General features: G+C 35.8%; 12 protein-coding genes. 1 reads left to right on the top strand and 11 read right to left on the bottom strand.

Translation table 11 applies throughout. From position 1 onward, the window contains the following. Window positions 1-8: 8 nt before the first annotated feature. From JHL15_RS10125 to JHL15_RS10085, 9 genes are all read right to left on the bottom strand, one after another. Window positions 9-3,620 (bottom strand): response regulator, encoded by a 3,612-nt coding sequence (locus tag JHL15_RS10125; protein WP_200245503.1) that lies wholly within the window; start codon window positions 3,618-3,620, stop codon window positions 9-11. Window positions 3,621-3,626: 6 nt separating this feature from the next. Continuing rightward, a complete protein-coding gene (locus tag JHL15_RS10120) occupies window positions 3,627-5,096 on the bottom strand; it encodes a hybrid sensor histidine kinase/response regulator (protein ID WP_200245502.1) in 1,470 nt (489 codons plus the stop codon). Between the two features lie 281 nt (window positions 5,097-5,377). Continuing rightward, entirely contained in the window at window positions 5,378-5,653 is a 276-nt protein-coding gene (locus tag JHL15_RS10115; protein ID WP_200245500.1) for a hypothetical protein, read from the bottom strand. 70 nt (window positions 5,654-5,723) lie between these two features. After that, window positions 5,724-7,037, bottom strand: coding sequence for a S41 family peptidase (locus JHL15_RS10110; RefSeq protein ID WP_234047743.1), 1,314 nt, complete (start codon window positions 7,035-7,037; stop codon window positions 5,724-5,726). Between the two features lie 61 nt (window positions 7,038-7,098). Further along, window positions 7,099-7,836, bottom strand: coding sequence for a hypothetical protein (locus JHL15_RS10105; protein WP_200245496.1), 738 nt, complete (start codon window positions 7,834-7,836; stop codon window positions 7,099-7,101). Window positions 7,837-8,022: 186 nt separating this feature from the next. Beyond that, window positions 8,023-8,943 carry a T9SS-dependent choice-of-anchor J family protein gene (locus JHL15_RS10100; RefSeq protein ID WP_200245495.1) on the bottom strand — a complete coding sequence of 307 codons (921 nt, stop codon included), beginning with the start codon at window positions 8,941-8,943 and terminating at the stop codon, window positions 8,023-8,025. Window positions 8,944-9,007: 64 nt separating this feature from the next. Next, window positions 9,008-10,324, bottom strand: a complete 1,317-nt coding sequence (locus JHL15_RS10095; RefSeq protein ID WP_200245494.1) for a hypothetical protein — start codon at window positions 10,322-10,324, stop codon at window positions 9,008-9,010. Between the two features lie 338 nt (window positions 10,325-10,662). Next, the gene (locus JHL15_RS10090; protein ID WP_234047742.1) at window positions 10,663-13,995 is read right to left on the bottom strand and encodes a TonB-dependent receptor; all 3,333 of its coding nucleotides are present in this window, start codon (window positions 13,993-13,995) and stop codon (window positions 10,663-10,665) included. A gap of 36 nt (window positions 13,996-14,031) precedes the next feature. Then, the gene (locus tag JHL15_RS10085) at window positions 14,032-14,979 is read right to left on the bottom strand and encodes a FecR family protein (protein ID WP_317193027.1); all 948 of its coding nucleotides are present in this window, start codon (window positions 14,977-14,979) and stop codon (window positions 14,032-14,034) included. Window positions 14,980-15,246: 267 nt separating this feature from the next. Here JHL15_RS10085 and JHL15_RS10080 point away from each other — a divergent pair, with 267 nt between their 5' ends. After that, window positions 15,247-15,873: an RNA polymerase sigma factor gene (locus JHL15_RS10080; RefSeq protein WP_200245492.1), complete on the top strand. Its 627-nt coding sequence runs from the start codon at window positions 15,247-15,249 to the stop codon at window positions 15,871-15,873. A gap of 53 nt (window positions 15,874-15,926) precedes the next feature. Here the strand turns inward: JHL15_RS10080 and JHL15_RS10075 are convergent, their stop codons facing one another. Both JHL15_RS10075 and JHL15_RS10070 read right to left on the bottom strand, forming a co-directional pair. Continuing rightward, the gene (locus JHL15_RS10075) at window positions 15,927-17,372 is read right to left on the bottom strand and encodes a serine hydrolase (protein WP_200245491.1); all 1,446 of its coding nucleotides are present in this window, start codon (window positions 17,370-17,372) and stop codon (window positions 15,927-15,929) included. Between the two features lie 15 nt (window positions 17,373-17,387). After that, window positions 17,388-18,848 (bottom strand): serine hydrolase, encoded by a 1,461-nt coding sequence (locus JHL15_RS10070; RefSeq protein ID WP_200245489.1) that lies wholly within the window; start codon window positions 18,846-18,848, stop codon window positions 17,388-17,390. Window positions 18,849-18,942: the final 94 nt, after the last annotated feature.

Below are 18,942 nucleotides of genomic sequence, written 5' to 3'. Positions count from 1 at the left end.
TGTGTTATTTAACTTTCATACAACCAAACGCGTAATAAAGACAAGAGCTGGTCTACATCCACCGGCTTCGATATATAATCTGAGGCACCAGCTGTAATGCATTTTTCACGATCCCCGATCATTGATTTTGCTGTTACAGCAATGATAGGTAGTCTGGTAAACATTGGTTTTTTTCTAATTTCCTGAATGGTTTCATAACCATCCATTTCAGGCATCATCATATCCATTAAAATAGCATCGATATCAGGATGGGCTTTGATCTGTTCCAGCGCTTGCTTTCCATCCATTGCTAAAATCACTTCAACTTTATACTTTTCTAAAGTTTTGGTCAGTGAAAATATATTCCGAACGTCATCGTCTGTGATCAGAATTTTCTTTCCACTTAAAACTTCGGTTAATGAACCTAAATTCTTATTTCTTGGAGCTTCTGCACTATTTTTTTCTTCAACCAAATGTAAAAATAAACCAACTTCATCCAATATTCTCTGGTAAGAATGAGCAGTCTTTACGACAATAGAATCTGCATATTGTTTAATCTTTAATTCTTCGGAGGATGATAGATTATTTTCTGTAAAAATAATAATAGGCAGGTTCTCTAAGCCTTCATAGCTTTTAATAGACTCAATAATTTTATATCCGTTACCTCTTGCCGGTCCCATGTCTAAGATAACACAGTCAACTTCTTCTTCGGTCAAAGCTCTCACACTGTCTTCTACATTATCTTTTACGGATAACGAGATATTAAAATTGCTTAAGAAATAGGACAATGCACTGGCATGCTTTGCATTTTCTTCTACGATCAAAACTTTTTGAGGTGACTTTCGAATAGCTTCTTCAATTTTTCTGAAGACTTCCGTCATCTGTTCTAAAGCAAAAGGCTTATTGATAAAGTCAATAGCTCCCTTCATCAGACTTTCCTGTTTCTTCACCTTCAAGGATGACATCATATGGACAGGAATCGGTTTGGTCTGTGGATTCGATTTTAATTCTTCCATCACCTGCCATCCATCTTTTACCGGCAACTGGATATCCAGTAAAATGGCAACAGGATGATATTGTAATGCAGCAGACAAGCCATGATCTCCCCTTACAACCACTACTCCTTTATAATTTTGTCTTTGGGCATATTTCAAAAGTGCTTTAGCAAAATTCGTATCGTCTTCAATAATTAAAATGACCTTATCGTCATCTGTAATGGTATCCCGATCGTCGGCTACTTCGTCAGGTATTTCTAAAGTGTTGACTGATGCCACCACCTCAGGTTCTTCATACCCGATAATATTTTTAATTTCTTCAACATCTTCCTGTATGGTTTCTACCAGATCCATATCAGAAGAAACTGGTATTGCTTTCATCTCCGAATGCATAGGAATTGATAAACTGAATTCACTTCCTTCATTCACTGTACTGGTAAGTGATAGCTCTCCTCCTAATAACTTGGCAATTTCACGGCTGATAGACAGTCCTAAACCTGTTCCACCAAATTTTCTTTGGGTGGAACCATCAGCCTGCTGGAATGCTTCAAAAATAATTCTCTGTTTATCTTCCGGAATTCCGATTCCGGTATCTTTAACACTGAAAATAATAAAGTCTTTCTTTTCAGGATCTTTTTTAATATGTAAGCCAATGCTCCCTTCAGAAGTAAATTTGAAGGCATTTGATAATAAATTCCGTAATACCTGATCTAGTCGTAATCGATCCGTTTCAAAAGTTTTCTCAAGTCCGTCTTCTACTATAAGATCAAACCGAATCCCTTTTTCGTTAACGAGTGGATTAAATAAATTGCGGAGATCTTTTACAACATCGTCAATAGCAACATCATCATATTCTAACACCATTTTACCGGATTCTATTTTGGCAAGATCTAATATTTCATCGATCAATGTTAATAAACTTCCTCCTGAACTTTGGATTACTTTTGCCGATTCGATCTGGTCTTCATTAAGGTTTTCATCAGGATTCTCAGCCATTAAACGGGATAGAAGAAGAATCGAATTAAGCGGCGTACGCAACTCGTGAGACATATTGGCCAAAAACTCTGATTTGTATTGCGTACTCAACGCCAGTTCTTCTGCTTTTTTCTGAATTTCCATATTACGTTCGGCAATCAGATGATTTTTTTCTTCTAATAATTTTGAACGTTCTTCCAATTCAGCATTGGTTTGCATCAGCTCTTCCTGCTGTACTTTCAGCTCTTCTTCAGAGGCTTGTAGTTTTTGCGTCTGGGCTTCTAATTCTGTATTCAGGTTTTCGAGTTCAGCATGCTGTACCTGTAATTCTTCTGATTGTGCCTGAGTTTCTTCTAATAATCGCTGCTCTTTTTCACGGGCATTTGCTGCACCAAGAGCCGTTGCAATATTTCTGGAACTGTCAGTCAGATAATTAATTCTGTCCTGATCAAAATTAGTAGTAGAACTTACTTCCAACACTCCTATCGTTTGTCGATCTAAGCTTATTGGAATCACTACAATTCCATTGATTTTAACTTTGCTACTGGCAAATGTTACTGCAAAATCATTTTCGTTAAGATCATTGTAAACTTTTGTTTTGTTCTGAAGGAAAACCTGTCCTATCATTCCTTCTCCCGGTTCGAAGAATTTTTTCATATTTTCCTCTAACCCTACTGCAGTTTCCAGCTGTAATTTACCTTCATCCATTAAATAGATCGCTCCATTTGTACCATCACCATACTCGATAAGATGGTTTAAGGAATTTCTGGTAACTTCTTTAACGGACTTATTTCCCATCAATGATTCATTCAATAAAACCAACCCTTTCTGATGCCAGTCGCTTTTATTTATTTTCTCGAATGATTTTTTTAATGAATCGGTCATATTATTAAGCGAATCTACCAAATCACCCAGGTCATCCTGAGAGTTATCAATAGCCCTCTGGCTGTAATCACCATTTGCCACTCTGTTAGCCACTTGCTGAATAGCGCTTACACGTTTGGTAATTTCAACATCTTTCGCTTTTAATTCTTTTTCCAGTTTATCTCTGCGAATGAGGTCACTTCTTAATTTAAGATAGAAAACAGTAGTCACTACGATTGCCGCAATCGCAGATAATAGGATAAAAATAATCGTTGTATTGGTAGACTTATTAAGATCTTTATTTTTGATCTCGAGCTGAATTTCCTCATATCTTACAAAATCACGAACGATCTTCCGGCATTTATCCATATAGGATTTGCTCAAAATGATCTGATCTTGTGTCATTTCTATTCCCTTCCGTCTGTTTTCAACATATTTCTTCAGATTACTCAGGTTGTTGTTGACATTTTGCTCTAAAACCAAAATGCGTTCTTTCTGTGTATTATCTGAAACCTCTAAAGATTTGGCATTAGCTATCACTTTAGGATACGCTGCAATACTTCGGTTATAAGGTTCCAGGAAGTTTTCTTTACCTGTTAACTGATACCCTCTATTAGCTGTTTCTGCATCTAAAAGGGCGATTAAAACATCTTTTACGGCAGTAATGGATTTTCGGGTTTTGGATAAACTTTCCCTGTTTTCCATTTGTTTTTGAATACTCCAATAGGATGCTACTGAACTTGCTATTAGAATTAACAAGGACAATCCAACTCCAAATTGCAGGTTTCTTATAACTTTTTGTGGCATAAAAAATTAGTTTAAAGGTAAAGTGAAATAAAATGTAGAACCTTCATTCGGAATACTGGATAATCCGATAGTCCCACGATGTTGTTTGATGATCTCCGAACAGATGTACAAACCTATTCCCATTCCCTGAAATTGTAATGATGATTCTTCTACACGGTAAAATTTTTGGAATACAGCCTTCTGCTTAAATTCAGGAATACCAATCCCAAAGTCTGTAACGCTTACTTTAACTCCTTCTTCATCTACAAAAGTGGTTACGATAACCTGATTATTTTCGGGTGAATATTTAATAGCATTGGTAAGGAAATTAATCAATACCTGCTCTATCCGGATTTCATCAAAAGGAATCAGGATATCGGGTTTTTGACCATGACGCTTGATTTTCACTTTATCTTCATCATGTGTCTGAATTATGGTTTCGATGGCATTTTCAATAACCTTTTCCAGATTGGAAGGCTTTTTATTGATTTTCAATTTGCCATTTTCTATTTTAGAAACATCCAGCAGGTCACCGATCAGGCTGTTCAGTTTTTCAATCTGATCCTGTACTTTTGTTACATAACCTGCTTCTGCGCTATTTTTATCGAGTTTTAATTTACGATCCAGCAGCTGTACATACGCCTTAATACTTGTAAGAGGAGTTTTCAATTCATGGCTGGCTATACTCAGAAATTCATCTTTTTCATTTTCAACCTTTTTCTGATCATCAATATCGGTAAATGTTCCGACCCAATTTTTGATGGCCACTCCGTCATACACAGGAGATATTCTCAATAAATGATATCGGTAGTCACCGGATTCAATATTCTTTATCCGGGTTTCCAATTCCAGGGCTTTTCCTTTTTTTCTGCAAGCTTCAAACTCAGCCTTAATATCGAGATCATCCTGATAGGTTTCAGGAAAAACCTGCTCAGAAGTTGAATACTGATACCATCTACCATTTACAAAATCAACAATCCCTTCTTCATTTAATGTAAAAGCAATTTGTGGTAAGCCTTCCAACAACAAGTGAAAGTGATCGATCTTAGATTTCATGCTAACCTGGGACTCGCGTCTTCCTTTTACCTCAAGTTTCAGACTCTCCTGAGTTTTTTTCATCTCAAGGTTCTGCTCTTGTAAATTATAGAATGTTTTAACCTTAAGCAAAAGAATTTCCGGATCTACTGGTTTGGTAACGTAATCTTTACCTCCGGAAGCATACCCTTTGGTAATGAATCTTTTTTCGGTGTTTACCGCGGATAGAAATATGATGGGAATATCTTTGGTCTTACTATAGCCTGCAAATATTTCGGCGACTTCAAACCCATCCATTCCAGGCATCTGAACATCTAAAATAATAAGAGCATAATCATTTTTCAATGCTTTTCCTAATGCCTCTTCCCCGGAATTAGCTGTATCCACCAGAAAATTCTTGGATTCCAATAACTTCTTTAAAGAATATATATTGTTTTCGTTATCATCGACAATTAAGATCATAAAGCGCAAATAATCTAGTAAAAGTTCATACTTATTTAAGCTTTCAAAATTACTTACAAAATATCAGAAAATGCTTTTATTTTCTTAATAATGTTATGTTAATCTGGAATTCAACAAAAAAAATACTAAAAACATCATTTTTAGTATCTATGAGATTGAAATTATATGCCTTACATTGTATTTACATGAATTTTTTCCAATTGATTTTCACTTCCTGACCACAAAAAGTTCTTGATTTGCTTCTTTTCGATAAAAACAATAATTAACAAGCTGGAAATTGCCTATTTATGGTTGATCGTTTCACGTCTCAATTTTCTGATATTCTGTGTCAGTTGTTTCCTGATCTCAACATGTCTTACTCTATAGAGCTTGATACAGGTTTCAAGTCTTTTTTTTATGCTGAGATACTCATCATACAGTGCTGATAGCTCTGTATTCATCATAAAGATCTCATCAGTATGTGTTCTATCCGGTTCGGGGGTTTGTTTTAATAACTGTTCTAGATCATTCATTCTTTTGATCACTTCCTGATGTATTTTTGGTTCTATTCCCTGCATGGTGAATTCAATTTTAAAAAAATATAGTATAATTTGGTTGTTCTTTTCTTTTTTTACTTAAATAATATCACTATTTAAGCCTTGGTATTAAAAAAGGTCTTTCACTTTCTGTAAGAATTTTCACGTTATTATTTGAGTTTTCCTGATGAGCAGATTTTGAATAAATTTTATTCAATACTGCCTGAAGCAGGCTCTCATTGGCCTCTCCCAACTGAGCCAAAGGAAGTGATATGTATTCGTTCATCGGAATCTGAGGTGAAATACCATTGCTGTATTCTCCTTGCCCATTGGCATTGTATACTTTATAAATAACTGGATGCAGCTGCCAGGAAATCTTCTTTGGCTTACGGTCATCTGATATTGCAAATCCTGCCATATCTTTCCCCAGCGTTGTATCTCCTACCTGTATTACCTGTATGTAAGGTTTAAGATTATTGATCACTATTTCGGATGCTGATGCTGTATTTCTGGAAGTGAGAATAAATACCCTGTTTAATTCCAATGTATTCGCGTGAAGTGCTGAGAAACTGAGAGCCGTAGCATCGTAGGCAATCTGCTCCGAAAACGTTTTTTTAACTTCACCTCCATTTTTATTTCCTTTATAGGTTATAAAAGGAGAATTAGCAGTTATCCCTGAAGGGATCATTGAACATAATGCTGCTGCAGAAGCCACTGATCCGCCATAGTTATATCTAAGATCTATGACAAGATCTTTTACTCCGTTAGCCTTGAATTGTGCAAATTTCTGATTAAGGCTCTGGGACAATCCATCCGGAAAATCATAGATGTATAAATATCCGGTTTTTTTTCCATTTTGGTCAAAAATCTTAGATAAGATGGGCTGATCAAGGGAAAAACCATAATAAACTCTGATTTCCTGTTCATTGATGATATTTCCTGCTTCCCAATCTCCAACTGTCAGATCAAGGGTTGTATTATCCGGAATAGAGTTAAGCAGGCTTTCTGCATTGGAAGCATTGATCAGACTTCCATTGATCTTTTTCATGATCATTCCACGTCGCAAACCAGCATTTTGAGCAGGGGAATCCTGCAATACCAATTTTATCACTGCTGTTATTTGTCCATTGGCAAGTTGAATTACAGCATAATCAAAACCGTACATATTTCTGACTGTACGTAAATAGGTTGAAGAATCTTCTGTATTTACAATACTCGAGAAACGATCATTTTGTGATAAAAGACTGGCGAAAAATTTCTTTACCGGAAGATGATAATCTGGTTTTGAAGGCATCTGATCTTCCCAGTAATAATATCGTTTCATATTGTCCTGCACCCAGACATTAATGGACTCTACACTTCCCTCAGGAAAGTCAGGAATCGCCTCGTCTTCAGATTTACAGGAGTTGACAACTATTGAACTCAAAAACAATACTGTCAGTATACAAAACTTTAAAAATTTATTCATGGTATGACCTCAAAGATTTTTATAAATAGTCTACAATATCAATATCACCAGCCACCACTACATTGCCATTTTCCTGCTTCTCTTGCAGAACAATCAGGTTGGCTCCGATATCCTGTTTTATTTTTACTTTAATGAGTTGTGATCCAAAATAGGGATCAGTAGTTCCAGGTTTATACAACTCTAAATAAACCGGTGCTGTAACACTGAAAAAGCTATATACATTTAATGGCGAAAAGTTATTTTTTTCAATATTGTCAAATTCAGCCAGTACATCTCCATTCTCTTTTTTCAATACTCCTTTTACTCCTTGTAAAGGCGAATGTGAAAATTCTCCCAAATTAGGAAAGATCATTTCAAAACCTACTTTTCCCAGGTTAACCTGAGGCTTTACGACATAAGTCTGCAGATAAATTCCTGGCAGGTTGAAGAAATTTAAATTCTTATAGTGATCTGTATTATTAAAGTTGATTGTATAATTGGCTATTCGTTTTCCGTTTTCATTATTGAAGATTTCAATCTGATCCGTTTCTCCTTCATCAACGACAAAACTTAGCTTGGTTTCTATAGTATTGGTATAAGATGTACTTCCGTTGATACTTATCGGTTTACCGTTAAGCCTTAATTGCAGTACATCCGGTTTTGAATATCCCTTGATATTAATTTCCGCAGGTCTCTGCGATTTATCATAAGGCTGCATTACCTCATCGGTACATGATAGCAAACCTGTAAGAATAAAAAGGGCGATTATTTTTTTCATTGTAATGATATTAATTATAAAAATTCAATTTAGAAATATTGCCCCAAGCCAGACTGAGGGCAATACTTTTAAATTGTATATAAAGCAGGTTGTGACATAAATCCTATAATGATAGTTCTGACATGGTTGTTTTTTTACATCTATAAAAAATTGAAATAAGGGGAAGCACTTCCTGCATTTAAAAAATTATTTTTTGATAAACTTCACTTTTTCAGACAGTATTCCGTCTGATACTACAGCCATATAATTTCCTGAAGATAGCCCTGCAACATTGATCTCTCTTTTGTATTGAGATGTAAGAACTGATTGTCCTGCCATGTTAAATATAGTAACTGTAACAGCATTTTCCTTTAATCCTGGATTAAGTTTTAGCATAAGAGATGCTGCAACAGGATTTTGCATAATTGAAGTAGAATTTTTTACTTTTTTTACATCCTGTGTATTTAGAACCGACGTAAAGATCGCCATTTCGTTGATATTGATATTCTGTACATTGGTATCATCATCTGTTAATCTGTTTGACCACAATCCGATGTAGATCTTTTTCCCTGCAAAAGCGGAAAGATCAACAAGACTTTCTACATACTGATTTAAATCAGCAGGAAAAGGATTGCTACCTCCTGCACTTATAAAATAAGGGCTTCCAAGTTGGTTACCATTAGCATCTACTGCCAATGCTTGGAAGTCTGATAACTCAGGTACTGGTTTTTGAGCAGTACTCTCATAAATATATAAATATCTGCTCACTACCGTATGCGAAGTTTGCTGTCTACCGATATAAGCTGCCAGTGTAATAGTTCCTCCTGAAGCAGTAAGGTCAATAGCAGGAGAAATAGCCCAGTCATCTTCCGTAGCAAATCCCGGTACAAATCCTGAAGGAACATTGCTTATTGAATAACGAAGAGAACCTGATGGACCGTACGCCAATGAAGTACCATTAAAATAAATATTCGGGCCTTGTATCCACCCGTTTCCATTTCCGTTCAGATCATGGAAAGACCATCCTTGCATATCACTTGTAGAATTAAAAGAATTGGTCCAAACCGGATATTGTGCAGACACTAATTTTGATAAAACTAAAACAGATAATAAAATTATTTTTTTCATATCACAAATTTTAAAGAATAAAATAAAAATGGGATGGCAGGTTGTGCCACCCCATGTTGATCAATTATTGTACAATTGAAAAATTATATTTTGTCCATGTTCCTTTGAAATCACCACAATTTCTTGGAGTAACATTCCATGCCGGAGCTTCGTTAAAGAATGGCTGAGTCATTCCCCAAACGTTAGCAGGGTTAGTTGTAGAAGTAGTAACTCCAGGGATTGTAAGAGCTGCAGTAGTAGAACCTACTTTAGAAGCTGTAGCAAATGTAAATCCATGTGCCTGTACAGAAGTAAAGTTAAGATCTGAAAGATTTACAGCTGCTCCACCTACTGTTTCTAACAATACACCCACTGGGTAACCTGTTACAGCAACGTTATCTAAAGTTAATTTACCATTTCTTCTTACGTGGATACCATTTTCATATAATGCACCATTTAAAGGGCTCTTAGCACCTACGATAGTAAGATTTTTAACAGTTGGGTGTGTGAATGGAGAAGCTGAAGAACCAGTTCCGTCATTATCCAACTCGATACCGTTAGTATCAGAAACACCACCACTTTGGCTGTGTGTTGAATTGTAATCAGCTAATGCTAATGCACAAGTAATAGTTCCAGAATATCCGAAATCGAAATCGAAATTATCATCATCCGGAGCAAAAGATACAAGGTTTGATGCATTTACAGTACCTCCGAAGAATTCAAATGAATCATCTTTACCATAAGATACCTGGATGTGATCTAATGTAGTACCACTACCAACACCTCCACAAGTTAATCCGTTGATTTCATTTCCTGAGTTAGGAGCTAAAAGGTCATATCCTCCAAATTCAATACGAACATATTTAAGAGTTCCTCCGTTATGAGCTGCGTTTGTTCCACCATATTGAAAATCAGCACCTGATAATCCTTCGATAACAGTAGTTGTTGGCTTATTAGTAGGAGCATCCCCTAACATAATAACTCCACCGAAATCTCCTGGAGTCGCTTTAGTAGCCTCTTTTCCATCTAAAAGGTTATAACTTGTAAAGATAATAGGCTGAGAAGCAGTTCCTGTAGCGTTTATCTTACCAGTTTTAGCAATAACCAAAACTCCTGTTGGTGTATTTGTAGTGTTAGGTTTTGCTTTGATGAAAGTACCTGGCTGGATAGTCAAAGTAGCTCCGTCTTTAACAGTTACAATTCCATCGATTTCAACAACACCACTCCAAGTAGTATTAGTAGTAATTGCACCACTTACAGTAGTAACAGGAAGCGCAGAAGCTGTTATATACTCTGCAGAAGCAGATTGCATTTCAAATTTAGAAGAATCTGACATAGAATCATTCTCACGACAAGCTGTTAAAGATAAAGCTGTTACAGCGATTAAAGTTAATTTTCTCATTGTTGTAAAATTTAGAAATATGGATCCGGTTATTATTTTTTTTGGTCCGGAGGATTCCTGTTTTGCGGGATACTCACCTTTATATATCTCCGCGATTTGGTTACACATTGTTTTTAGAACCTTACATAACTGAGGTGCAGGTATGCAGAGCTCCCCTTAGATTTCATTACTGTCCGGGGGTACAGTAATGTCCCATTTTCATCTGAATGTTTACTGAAGTGCGCATCATCAGTTTTATTAGCTCAGATATCAGGATACGGAACCTGTAACATTTATCATCTATAAGATCTTATATCATGCTTTTGCCAAAAGCTAAATTTTTCATTATTTTTTCTTATCTAAAAGCTATAGCTTACTGATAAGCCAAATGTTCTTCCATTATAGGCTCTGAACAATATTCTATCAATATCTTTATCATACTTGTCTGTAGCTCCGGGTAAAAGTCCTAAAGATTCCCTTTGTGTGTCAAAAGAGCTTCCGCCTCCTTTCGACACAGAGTATGAATTGAAATTGTTATAATATTCTCTTACCCTATTGAAAAGGTTTCTGACATTGAATTTGAATTCCAGGTTTTTATCCTTTAAAAGCTTATAGGAAATCTGTGCATCAGCTACTGCATAAGGACGTTGTATTTCCTCTCCAATGTAGGCATACCCTACAGTAACATACTGATCACCCTTTGCATTGTATAAAAAGCTCAACCCTAAACGATCTCCGTTGTATAATAAACCCAGGTTGTAGGCATATGGAGTCTGTCCGTATAATGGGCGATCTACTTCATATGTTGCATCCGTATCTTCAGTTTTATATCTGTCTTTAAAAGCAACTACCTTCGTATCATTGTATGTGAAATTTCCGCTTACAAAAAGATTTTTAAGGAAAGTGTCTTCTTTTATGAACCCGAGACTTTTTCTGACTTCTACTTCAAATCCTTTTAATTTGGCATTTTTAGAATTCCCATTATAAAGAAACAGGTTCCCTTCTGCAGAGATATACCCTTCTCTTTCTATAGGACGGTCAATATTTTTATAATACAATCCCGCGGAAATAATCTCTCCTAATCCAGGAAACCATTCAAACTTGAAATCATAATTGTTAATTACAGATGATGTCATTTCCGTATTGTAGATCAAACCGTTTGCGATCGGATCAAAATAAGGCAATCCTGTTCTTTCGTTAAACTGAGGACGGATCACAGATCTGTTATAAGCCAGCCTTACGTTCATACTGTTTAACGGACTATACGTGAAATTCGCTGAAGGCATCCATTGCCATGCTTTTTCCTTAATAGGCGCTTTTATAACACTTTTAGGGTCATTAGGATCCTGTTGCTGGGAGATAAGATCATATTTGAAATATTCTGCACGTACTCCCCAAACCAGTCTTAACTTGTTCCAACGGTTATCAAACATGATAAATGGTGCATGTTGGGTAACTTTACCTTCATATTTATCATTTTTGTATAGTGCTTTTGTCTGCCATCCAATACCTCCCGGATTATAATGCGAACCATCAAACCAGCCTGCAAGAGAGCCGTACATGATCAAACTGTTTTTTTCGCTGTTGGGAACATCTCTATTTTCATCTACTCTCAGGAAAAACTTTTGTTGCTGATTGGTATTATTTTTTATGGCTCCTGCATATCCTATTTTAATATCATTCTTAAAATTTTCTGCATCCATGCTCCATTTTAATGCAGCTCCATAATTGTAATCCGTTTCTTTATTGGCAATGTACCCTCTTGCAAAATTGTCCTGTGAATTATAAATCTGATTGTAACTCAAAATTTCATTTCCTATGAAATTATAATTGGTGCGGTACTGGGTATAATCTTTTGTATCAGAAGTCACTCCTGTTCTTGCTGCAAACCAGCTGATCTCCTTATTCCCTATTTTATGACTACCCTCCAATTTATTCTGCAACAAAGTCTGATAAACAGGATAATCAGTTGTTTCTGTAATCGGTTTATCCAAAAGTTTTGGATCTGTATTATTTGGATTGAGACCATAATAGAAATAGTTATAGGAGTCCGTTGCATCTCCATTTCCACCTACATATTCATTCCATCCTGTAATTCTTGTAAGCGTTTGGTCATATATATGGGTATAAGAGTTCCTGAAAGAAATTCTATTTTTCCCAAGCTGTAAACCAAGATTCAACATCGTTCCGATTGTAGAATTATAAGTGTAAGAAGCTCCTTTATTTTTAAAGTTTGAGAAGCGAACCGGAGCAACTCCCAGCTCTTGCCAGTTATTAATTACTGTAGCATTGTCCATCCATCCTCCTCTTCCTGTGTGGTCAATATCCAGTTTGTTCTGTTCATTCCTTGTGGTAATTGCAGCTGCAAAACCCCATTTGTTATTATTTTTTAATTTGAAGGTTCTTCCTAAAGCGACCTGCATGTTAGAATTCAGATTAGCTTTAGTAGAATAATTCGTAAAATTATCATTGGTAAATTGTCTGGACTGCTCAAAAAATAAAGGATTATTCCAGTCCGTAGCTACCAGACCTTTTGGAAAATCTCTTGTTCCATCGTCATACCCCCAATAATCATATTTCCCTCTTTTCTTTGAAAGAAATTCTTTAAATGTTGTTACATCATTATAAGAAGAACCCACATTCACTGTAGTAAAATTCTCATTTGGAATATCTTTTGTACGAACTTCTACATATCCTCCGGCAAAACTGGCATTCATATCTGGCGTCGCTGTTTTGCTTACTACCACGCTTTCTACCATTGCTGTAGGGATGATATCAAATGAAAAATTTTGATTATAAGCCTCTGTACTTGGTAAATTGATACCGTCCATTGCCGCAGTATTCCATCGTTCCCCCATTGAGCGAACCACTACATATTTATTATCTATAGTTGTGATCCCCGTTACTCTTTTTAATGTTCCTCCAACATCACTATCGGGCGTCTTGGAAATCTGTTCAGCAGAAATCCCATCGCTCATTTGTGCCGCTTTCTTTTGCTGTGCTAAAAGTCCGGCCTGTGTATCTGCTTTACGAGATCCTCTAATCACAACTTCTTTAATTCTCGTTTCTTTATTTGAAGAGATATGGTTCATGGCGAAAGAAACTGTATTTGTCTCGTCATTACTTATCTTGAGTTTCTCTACCCTTAAAGAATTGTAGCCAGATGCTTTTACAGTTAGTGTATAAATCCCTGCAGGAACACTGAAAGTAAAGTCTCCATTGTTGTCCGTTACGGTTGCTTTACCAGCTATGTTTACTTCTGCGTCTATAACCGGATTTCCTATCTCATCTACAACCTTCCCGATCAATTTTCCATTTTTTTGTATTGAAGATACAGACATGGGAGATCCCTGATATCTTACTGAGATCAATTCTCCTCTTTGGCGCACCGCAACCGGAAGATTATCTGTAATATTCTTCAAACAGTCGGTTACTGGAATGTTATCACATTTTACCTCGCCCACTTTAAGATCTTTAATATCTGATTTCGAATACACCAAACGCATTCTTGCTTTATCTGCAAATTCTTCTAATGTTCCAATCAAAGGCTTGCCTGCCTGAGCAGAAAAAGACACTTTCATTGTTAACTCCTGCGCGTCTATGGTTGTAGCAAAAAAGATAGCCGCTACGGTAAGACTGCATTTCAAATTTCTCATATTTTTAACACCACTTTTTATTACTGACTGACTCATAATTTTATTCATACACTCCATCACACAATCCTGTTCCTATTTTTTTAATATATAAGTGGTATTGTTTTCCTTTTGTACTTCTAACCCTGTTATGAATGCTAAAGCTTCTACATTTTCATCCCAGCTGCTTCCTGTAAGATCTGCTGTAATTTTTTTCTCAGCAATTTCTTCCGGGTATCTGATGCTTATTCCATAATTTTTATATAAAATCTCCATGATACTTTTGAAGGATACATCATTGAAGGTCAAGGTGAGAAGTATTGAAATCTTCTTTCCCGATTTCTTATCTGTTTTATCATTAATAACTGCAGCAGTATGTGTTGATCCAAAATTCGTCCATCGCTGATTAGGAGTAAGGTAAGAAACAGCATTTCCTGGTGAAGAAACCGCCACTTTTCCTTCATATAATTCTACTGTTTTGTTTGCTCCTCTCTGCATTACTTTAAAGACTGTTCCCATTACTCTTGTACTGAAGCCATCAGCTTTTACAATGAATGGATGTATTTTGGATTTAGCTACTTTAAATACTGCGTCCCCTTGTAAATCCACAACTCTTGTTTTAGCTGGAAAAGATTTTTCGACGGTCAGCTTTGCTCCAGGCAAAAGCATTACTGTGGACCCATCTTTCAACTTGATAACCTGGTTACTTTCTGCTGCAACATATATATCAGGTTTGAAAAAAATTTGATAAGAGAAAAAACCGGTAAGGCCGAACAAAAGAAGCAATACAGCAGCTGCACTATAAAAGTTTCGTCTCAGGTAAAACACATTATTTTTTACCGGACGTCCAAAATAGGATTCTAAACCAGACAGTACTTTTATTTTAGATTCCTGGATATGGTTTTTATCCAGATTTCTACTTGCTTCACTTTTCCACAATTCCAGGACTTCTGATTCTTTTTTGGAGATCTCTTTACCAGATACTTCCCTGCTCCATAATTTAAAAACAAATGCCTCGGCCTTGCTGTATTTCAGTTTCTTCACTTTATGATGTTGTTGTATTAGTTTTATGTTATATTGGTTTTTATAAATACCCTCACTTATAATACTGGGCAAAAAGAGAAACTTCCCAAACGGTATTTAATATTTCATTAACATTGATATTATTTTTTCAACAAAAACAACACATTTATGAACAATTAGACACATTATCAGTGTAAAACGAGAATTTTTTTCAGAATTATTTAACCTTAAAGACCAGATAATTCATAAAACATTAATATTAGTTTAGGTAGATTTGCAATAGAAGATATGAAACCGACAGACTATACTTTATTAAAGAAAATAAAAACAGGTGACCGACCTGCTTTTGTTGTACTGTACGAGCGATATTGGGATAGTTTCTATACAATGATATTCACCCGTACGAGAGATAGAGAAGCTACAGAAGAGCTATTGCAGAACCTCTGGATCAGAATTCTGGAAAACCCGGAATTTGTACAAACAGATGAAGAAGAAAGTGCTAAGGGATATTTATTCCGCTTTATACATTATCGCATTTTAGACTATTATGCGAGTATCAAAAAGATACAGGAAGTATATGTAGATGAGACTGAGGATTTTTTAGAGGAAATAACGGATGCGGAATATGCTGAAATATTGGAGGATCATGATATCAATGAACTATTTGCTCTGATAGATGAGGTAATTTCCCGTCTTACCCTGACCGAGCAAAAAGTCTATGACCTGAGAATCCGTAAAAATATGTCTGTTGTAGAAACTGCCGAAGCACTTAACCTTAGTAATAAAACAGTAAGTAATAATCTCAGTAAAGCTTTAAATGAGATCAGAGAGCAGCTTAATCCTAATTATGAATCTTCTAAAAAACTGGTTTCTCTGCTCATTCTGATGGAAATAATGCCTAACTTGTACTCATAGAGGGTAGAGTCAGTTCTATTTTGTAGAATTGAGATTCAGAATATACAAAATGATCATTCATTTTTCAATCGACTAATGATGAAACTCCAATGTGGATTTTGGGGTTCTAATTCCCTTGCTTTTTCGAAATATTCTATGGCTTTTTTATGCTCATGACTTCGCTTGTATACTTCTCCCAAACTTTCATAGACGAGCGTAGATTTCGGGTATTCACTTTCATTAAGCTCAAATATCTTAACTGCATCTTTCAGCCTTTTGCTTCTTCTAAGCTCATGCCCAAGGTAATTCAGTTGGTTTTCATTAAAAATAAATTCGGCATCAGTACTGCTAGTCTTTAGCTTTTTATATAATTGAATGGCCTGATCTACCCCTTCAATATTGACAGTTGATCTTAAAGTATCTAATAATTTCCAGGAATATCTATAAAGTTCCATTTTATATTCGGGATGTAGAATATGCAACCCAATATCTGTGACACCATTTCCTGAATTGGACAATATAATGACACCTCGTTTATTCTTTTTATCAATTCCAATAAACGAACTGAAGCCCGGAGTTCCACCATCTTTAAAGACAATATCCTGTCCTTCATCATCCCAAAATGTCCAGCCAAGCGTTGCATAGCCCAAATGATTTTCTTTTTTAGATTGCTTTATATGAGTGAGCTCCATAGCCGGAAACAAATCCGATTTTATAAATCCTAAATTGACAGCTGCAAAAGTAAACATATCATGAAGATTGGAGCGTATGCCTCCGCCTGCTTCTATAGCAGATAACACCACAGAATTTGTAGGTTTTCCATATTCAGTATATCCTGTCGCTTTATTTTTATTCATATCGTCGGTCATGGTAATAACCGTATGATTCATGTTAAGAGGTTGACAAATCTCTTCTTTTATTAAAGTTTCATAGTTTCTTCGTTTGGAAACTGAAGTAAGTACATAGCCTAATAGCCCGTATCCTGTATTCGAATATCTCCATTTTGAATCAATATCAATATCCGGTTGAAAGTTTGAAAGATATTCAAACATCTTTTTCTGAGTATAATCAGCGTATGGCTTATCAAGGTCTTTGGGATCTACATTATATGGAAACCTGGGAAGTGTGGATCTGTGTGTAGCCAAATTCAGTAAAGAAATTTCTTTTCCATTCTTCACAGGCAGTTTTGTGCCTTTGGTTAGAAATTTAGAGACAGGATCAGTAAGGTTTAATTGATTTTTTAAAGACATTTCCGCTAGAGCCAACGCAGTAAAAACTTTGGTGATAGAACCAATTTCGTAAATCGTATTTTCGTCAGGAAGTACTGGATGTTCATCGCTGATTATTCCTTCTCTGACTACTGTTCTACCTTCAGCATCAATAATCCCAATAATGATGCTTTTACTTCTTTTGTCAGCAACAGCTTTTTTAGCAATAGCTCTTATAGAGTCTGCAGGTAATTGAGCAAAAATTGAAAATGTTGCAAAAAACAAAAAAATCAGATTGATATGATTCTTCATTTTATAAAAATGTGATTATTTACTGTTCTTTGGATCTTCTGTCAAAGTTAATTTCTTCAACACCTCTTTCCCGTTTTCATTATCCGGATTCAGTTCAATTGACTTTTGATACATCTTAATGCTCTGATCTTTATCTCCCAGTTTTAATAAAACCTCACCGTAACTATCATAGGCATTTGAACTGTTGGGAAATAAGTAAACATTTAATTTAAAAATTTCAGAAGCATTTTTTAGTTCATTTTTAGACATCATCCGGTAGCCCCATTCATTCAATTCAAATTCCTGAGGTTTAAAATCAGGATTCTTTTTCTTTTCTGAATTCACTAATTCTATTGCTTTATCAAAACCCATCTTTTTTAGATTGAGCCTTAAAAAGGTAACAGGATCAGCCTTAATAATGTCAGGATTATAAACACCGGCAAGCTCTTCCAGGAAATCTTCAGGAGTACTTCCACCCAAATTGGTAAGAACAATTATTGCTAAATGATCATCAGGATAAACTAAAAATGCAGACCTACCGCCACCTGACATTCCCAAGGCTCTGTGTTTGGTTCGGAATTTTGCCAGCCCCCATCCAGGTGCCCAAACTGTTGGAGTTCCATTATTCATTTTTATAGGCGACCACATTCTATTTAATGCTTCAGGAGTTTTGAGAAGTTTACCGTTTTGTAAATCGAGAATCCATTTGGCCAGATCCTCGGCTGTACTGTTGATACCCGCACCTGTTCGGGTAAAGTCCGGAAATATATAATAATCATTCGTCCACTTCCCTTCACCGCCAATTTTCCCATTATTTCTATAGCGATACGTTGGTGCAAAATGAGGAATAACATCTCTGGAATCTCCAAACAAAGTATGAGTCATACCCACAGGCTGAAATTGTCTATTCTTAAAGAACTTTTCAAAGGACCCACCTGTTAATTTTTCAATTATTTTACCCAGCAAATAATAATTTGTCTGGTTATAGCTAAACTGTTCTCCGGTTTTAAAAACCATAGGGCGTTTTTTTAACTCCTCCCAGATTTCTTTTTCAGTTTTTGTTGTATTTCCTGTATTAGGATCAAGTACATTCAATATATCCGGAAATCCGGAAATATGGGTCATCATCTGCTCAACTGTAACTTTCTTCCATTGCTCAGGAAGATCAAGATCATCCAAATATGTAGAAATGGGCGCAGATAAATCCACTTTCCCTTCTTCCATCAGCTGCATAATAGCCGTGGCTGTAAAAACCTTGGTACAAGAGTTAATCGGAAAGATCGTTGTATCAGTAACCAAAACATGATCCTGTATATTGGCAATACCATATGTCTTTTTCAGTATAATCTTTCCATCTTGAACCACAGCGATCTGCACTCCCGGGATTTTTCGCTCAACCATTTCTCGTTTGATAATAGCATCAACAGCAGACTCCATATTCTGGGCATAAAAGAATGCTGATAAAACAGAAAGAATAAGTAAAAAGTAAGTCTTCATTTTGGTCGTTTGTTATAGAACAATATTAGTACTTATTATATTACATAACAACTCGATATTAAAAAACCCTGCAATAAGAAATTGCAGGGTATTA

Origin of the sequence: Chryseobacterium paridis, assembly GCF_016595215.1 — a bacterium.
Classification (GTDB): Bacteria; Bacteroidota; Bacteroidia; order Flavobacteriales; family Weeksellaceae; genus Chryseobacterium; species Chryseobacterium paridis.
The sequence above is the reverse complement of the archived record's forward strand: the minus strand, read 5'-3'. Positions and strand labels throughout refer to the sequence as shown.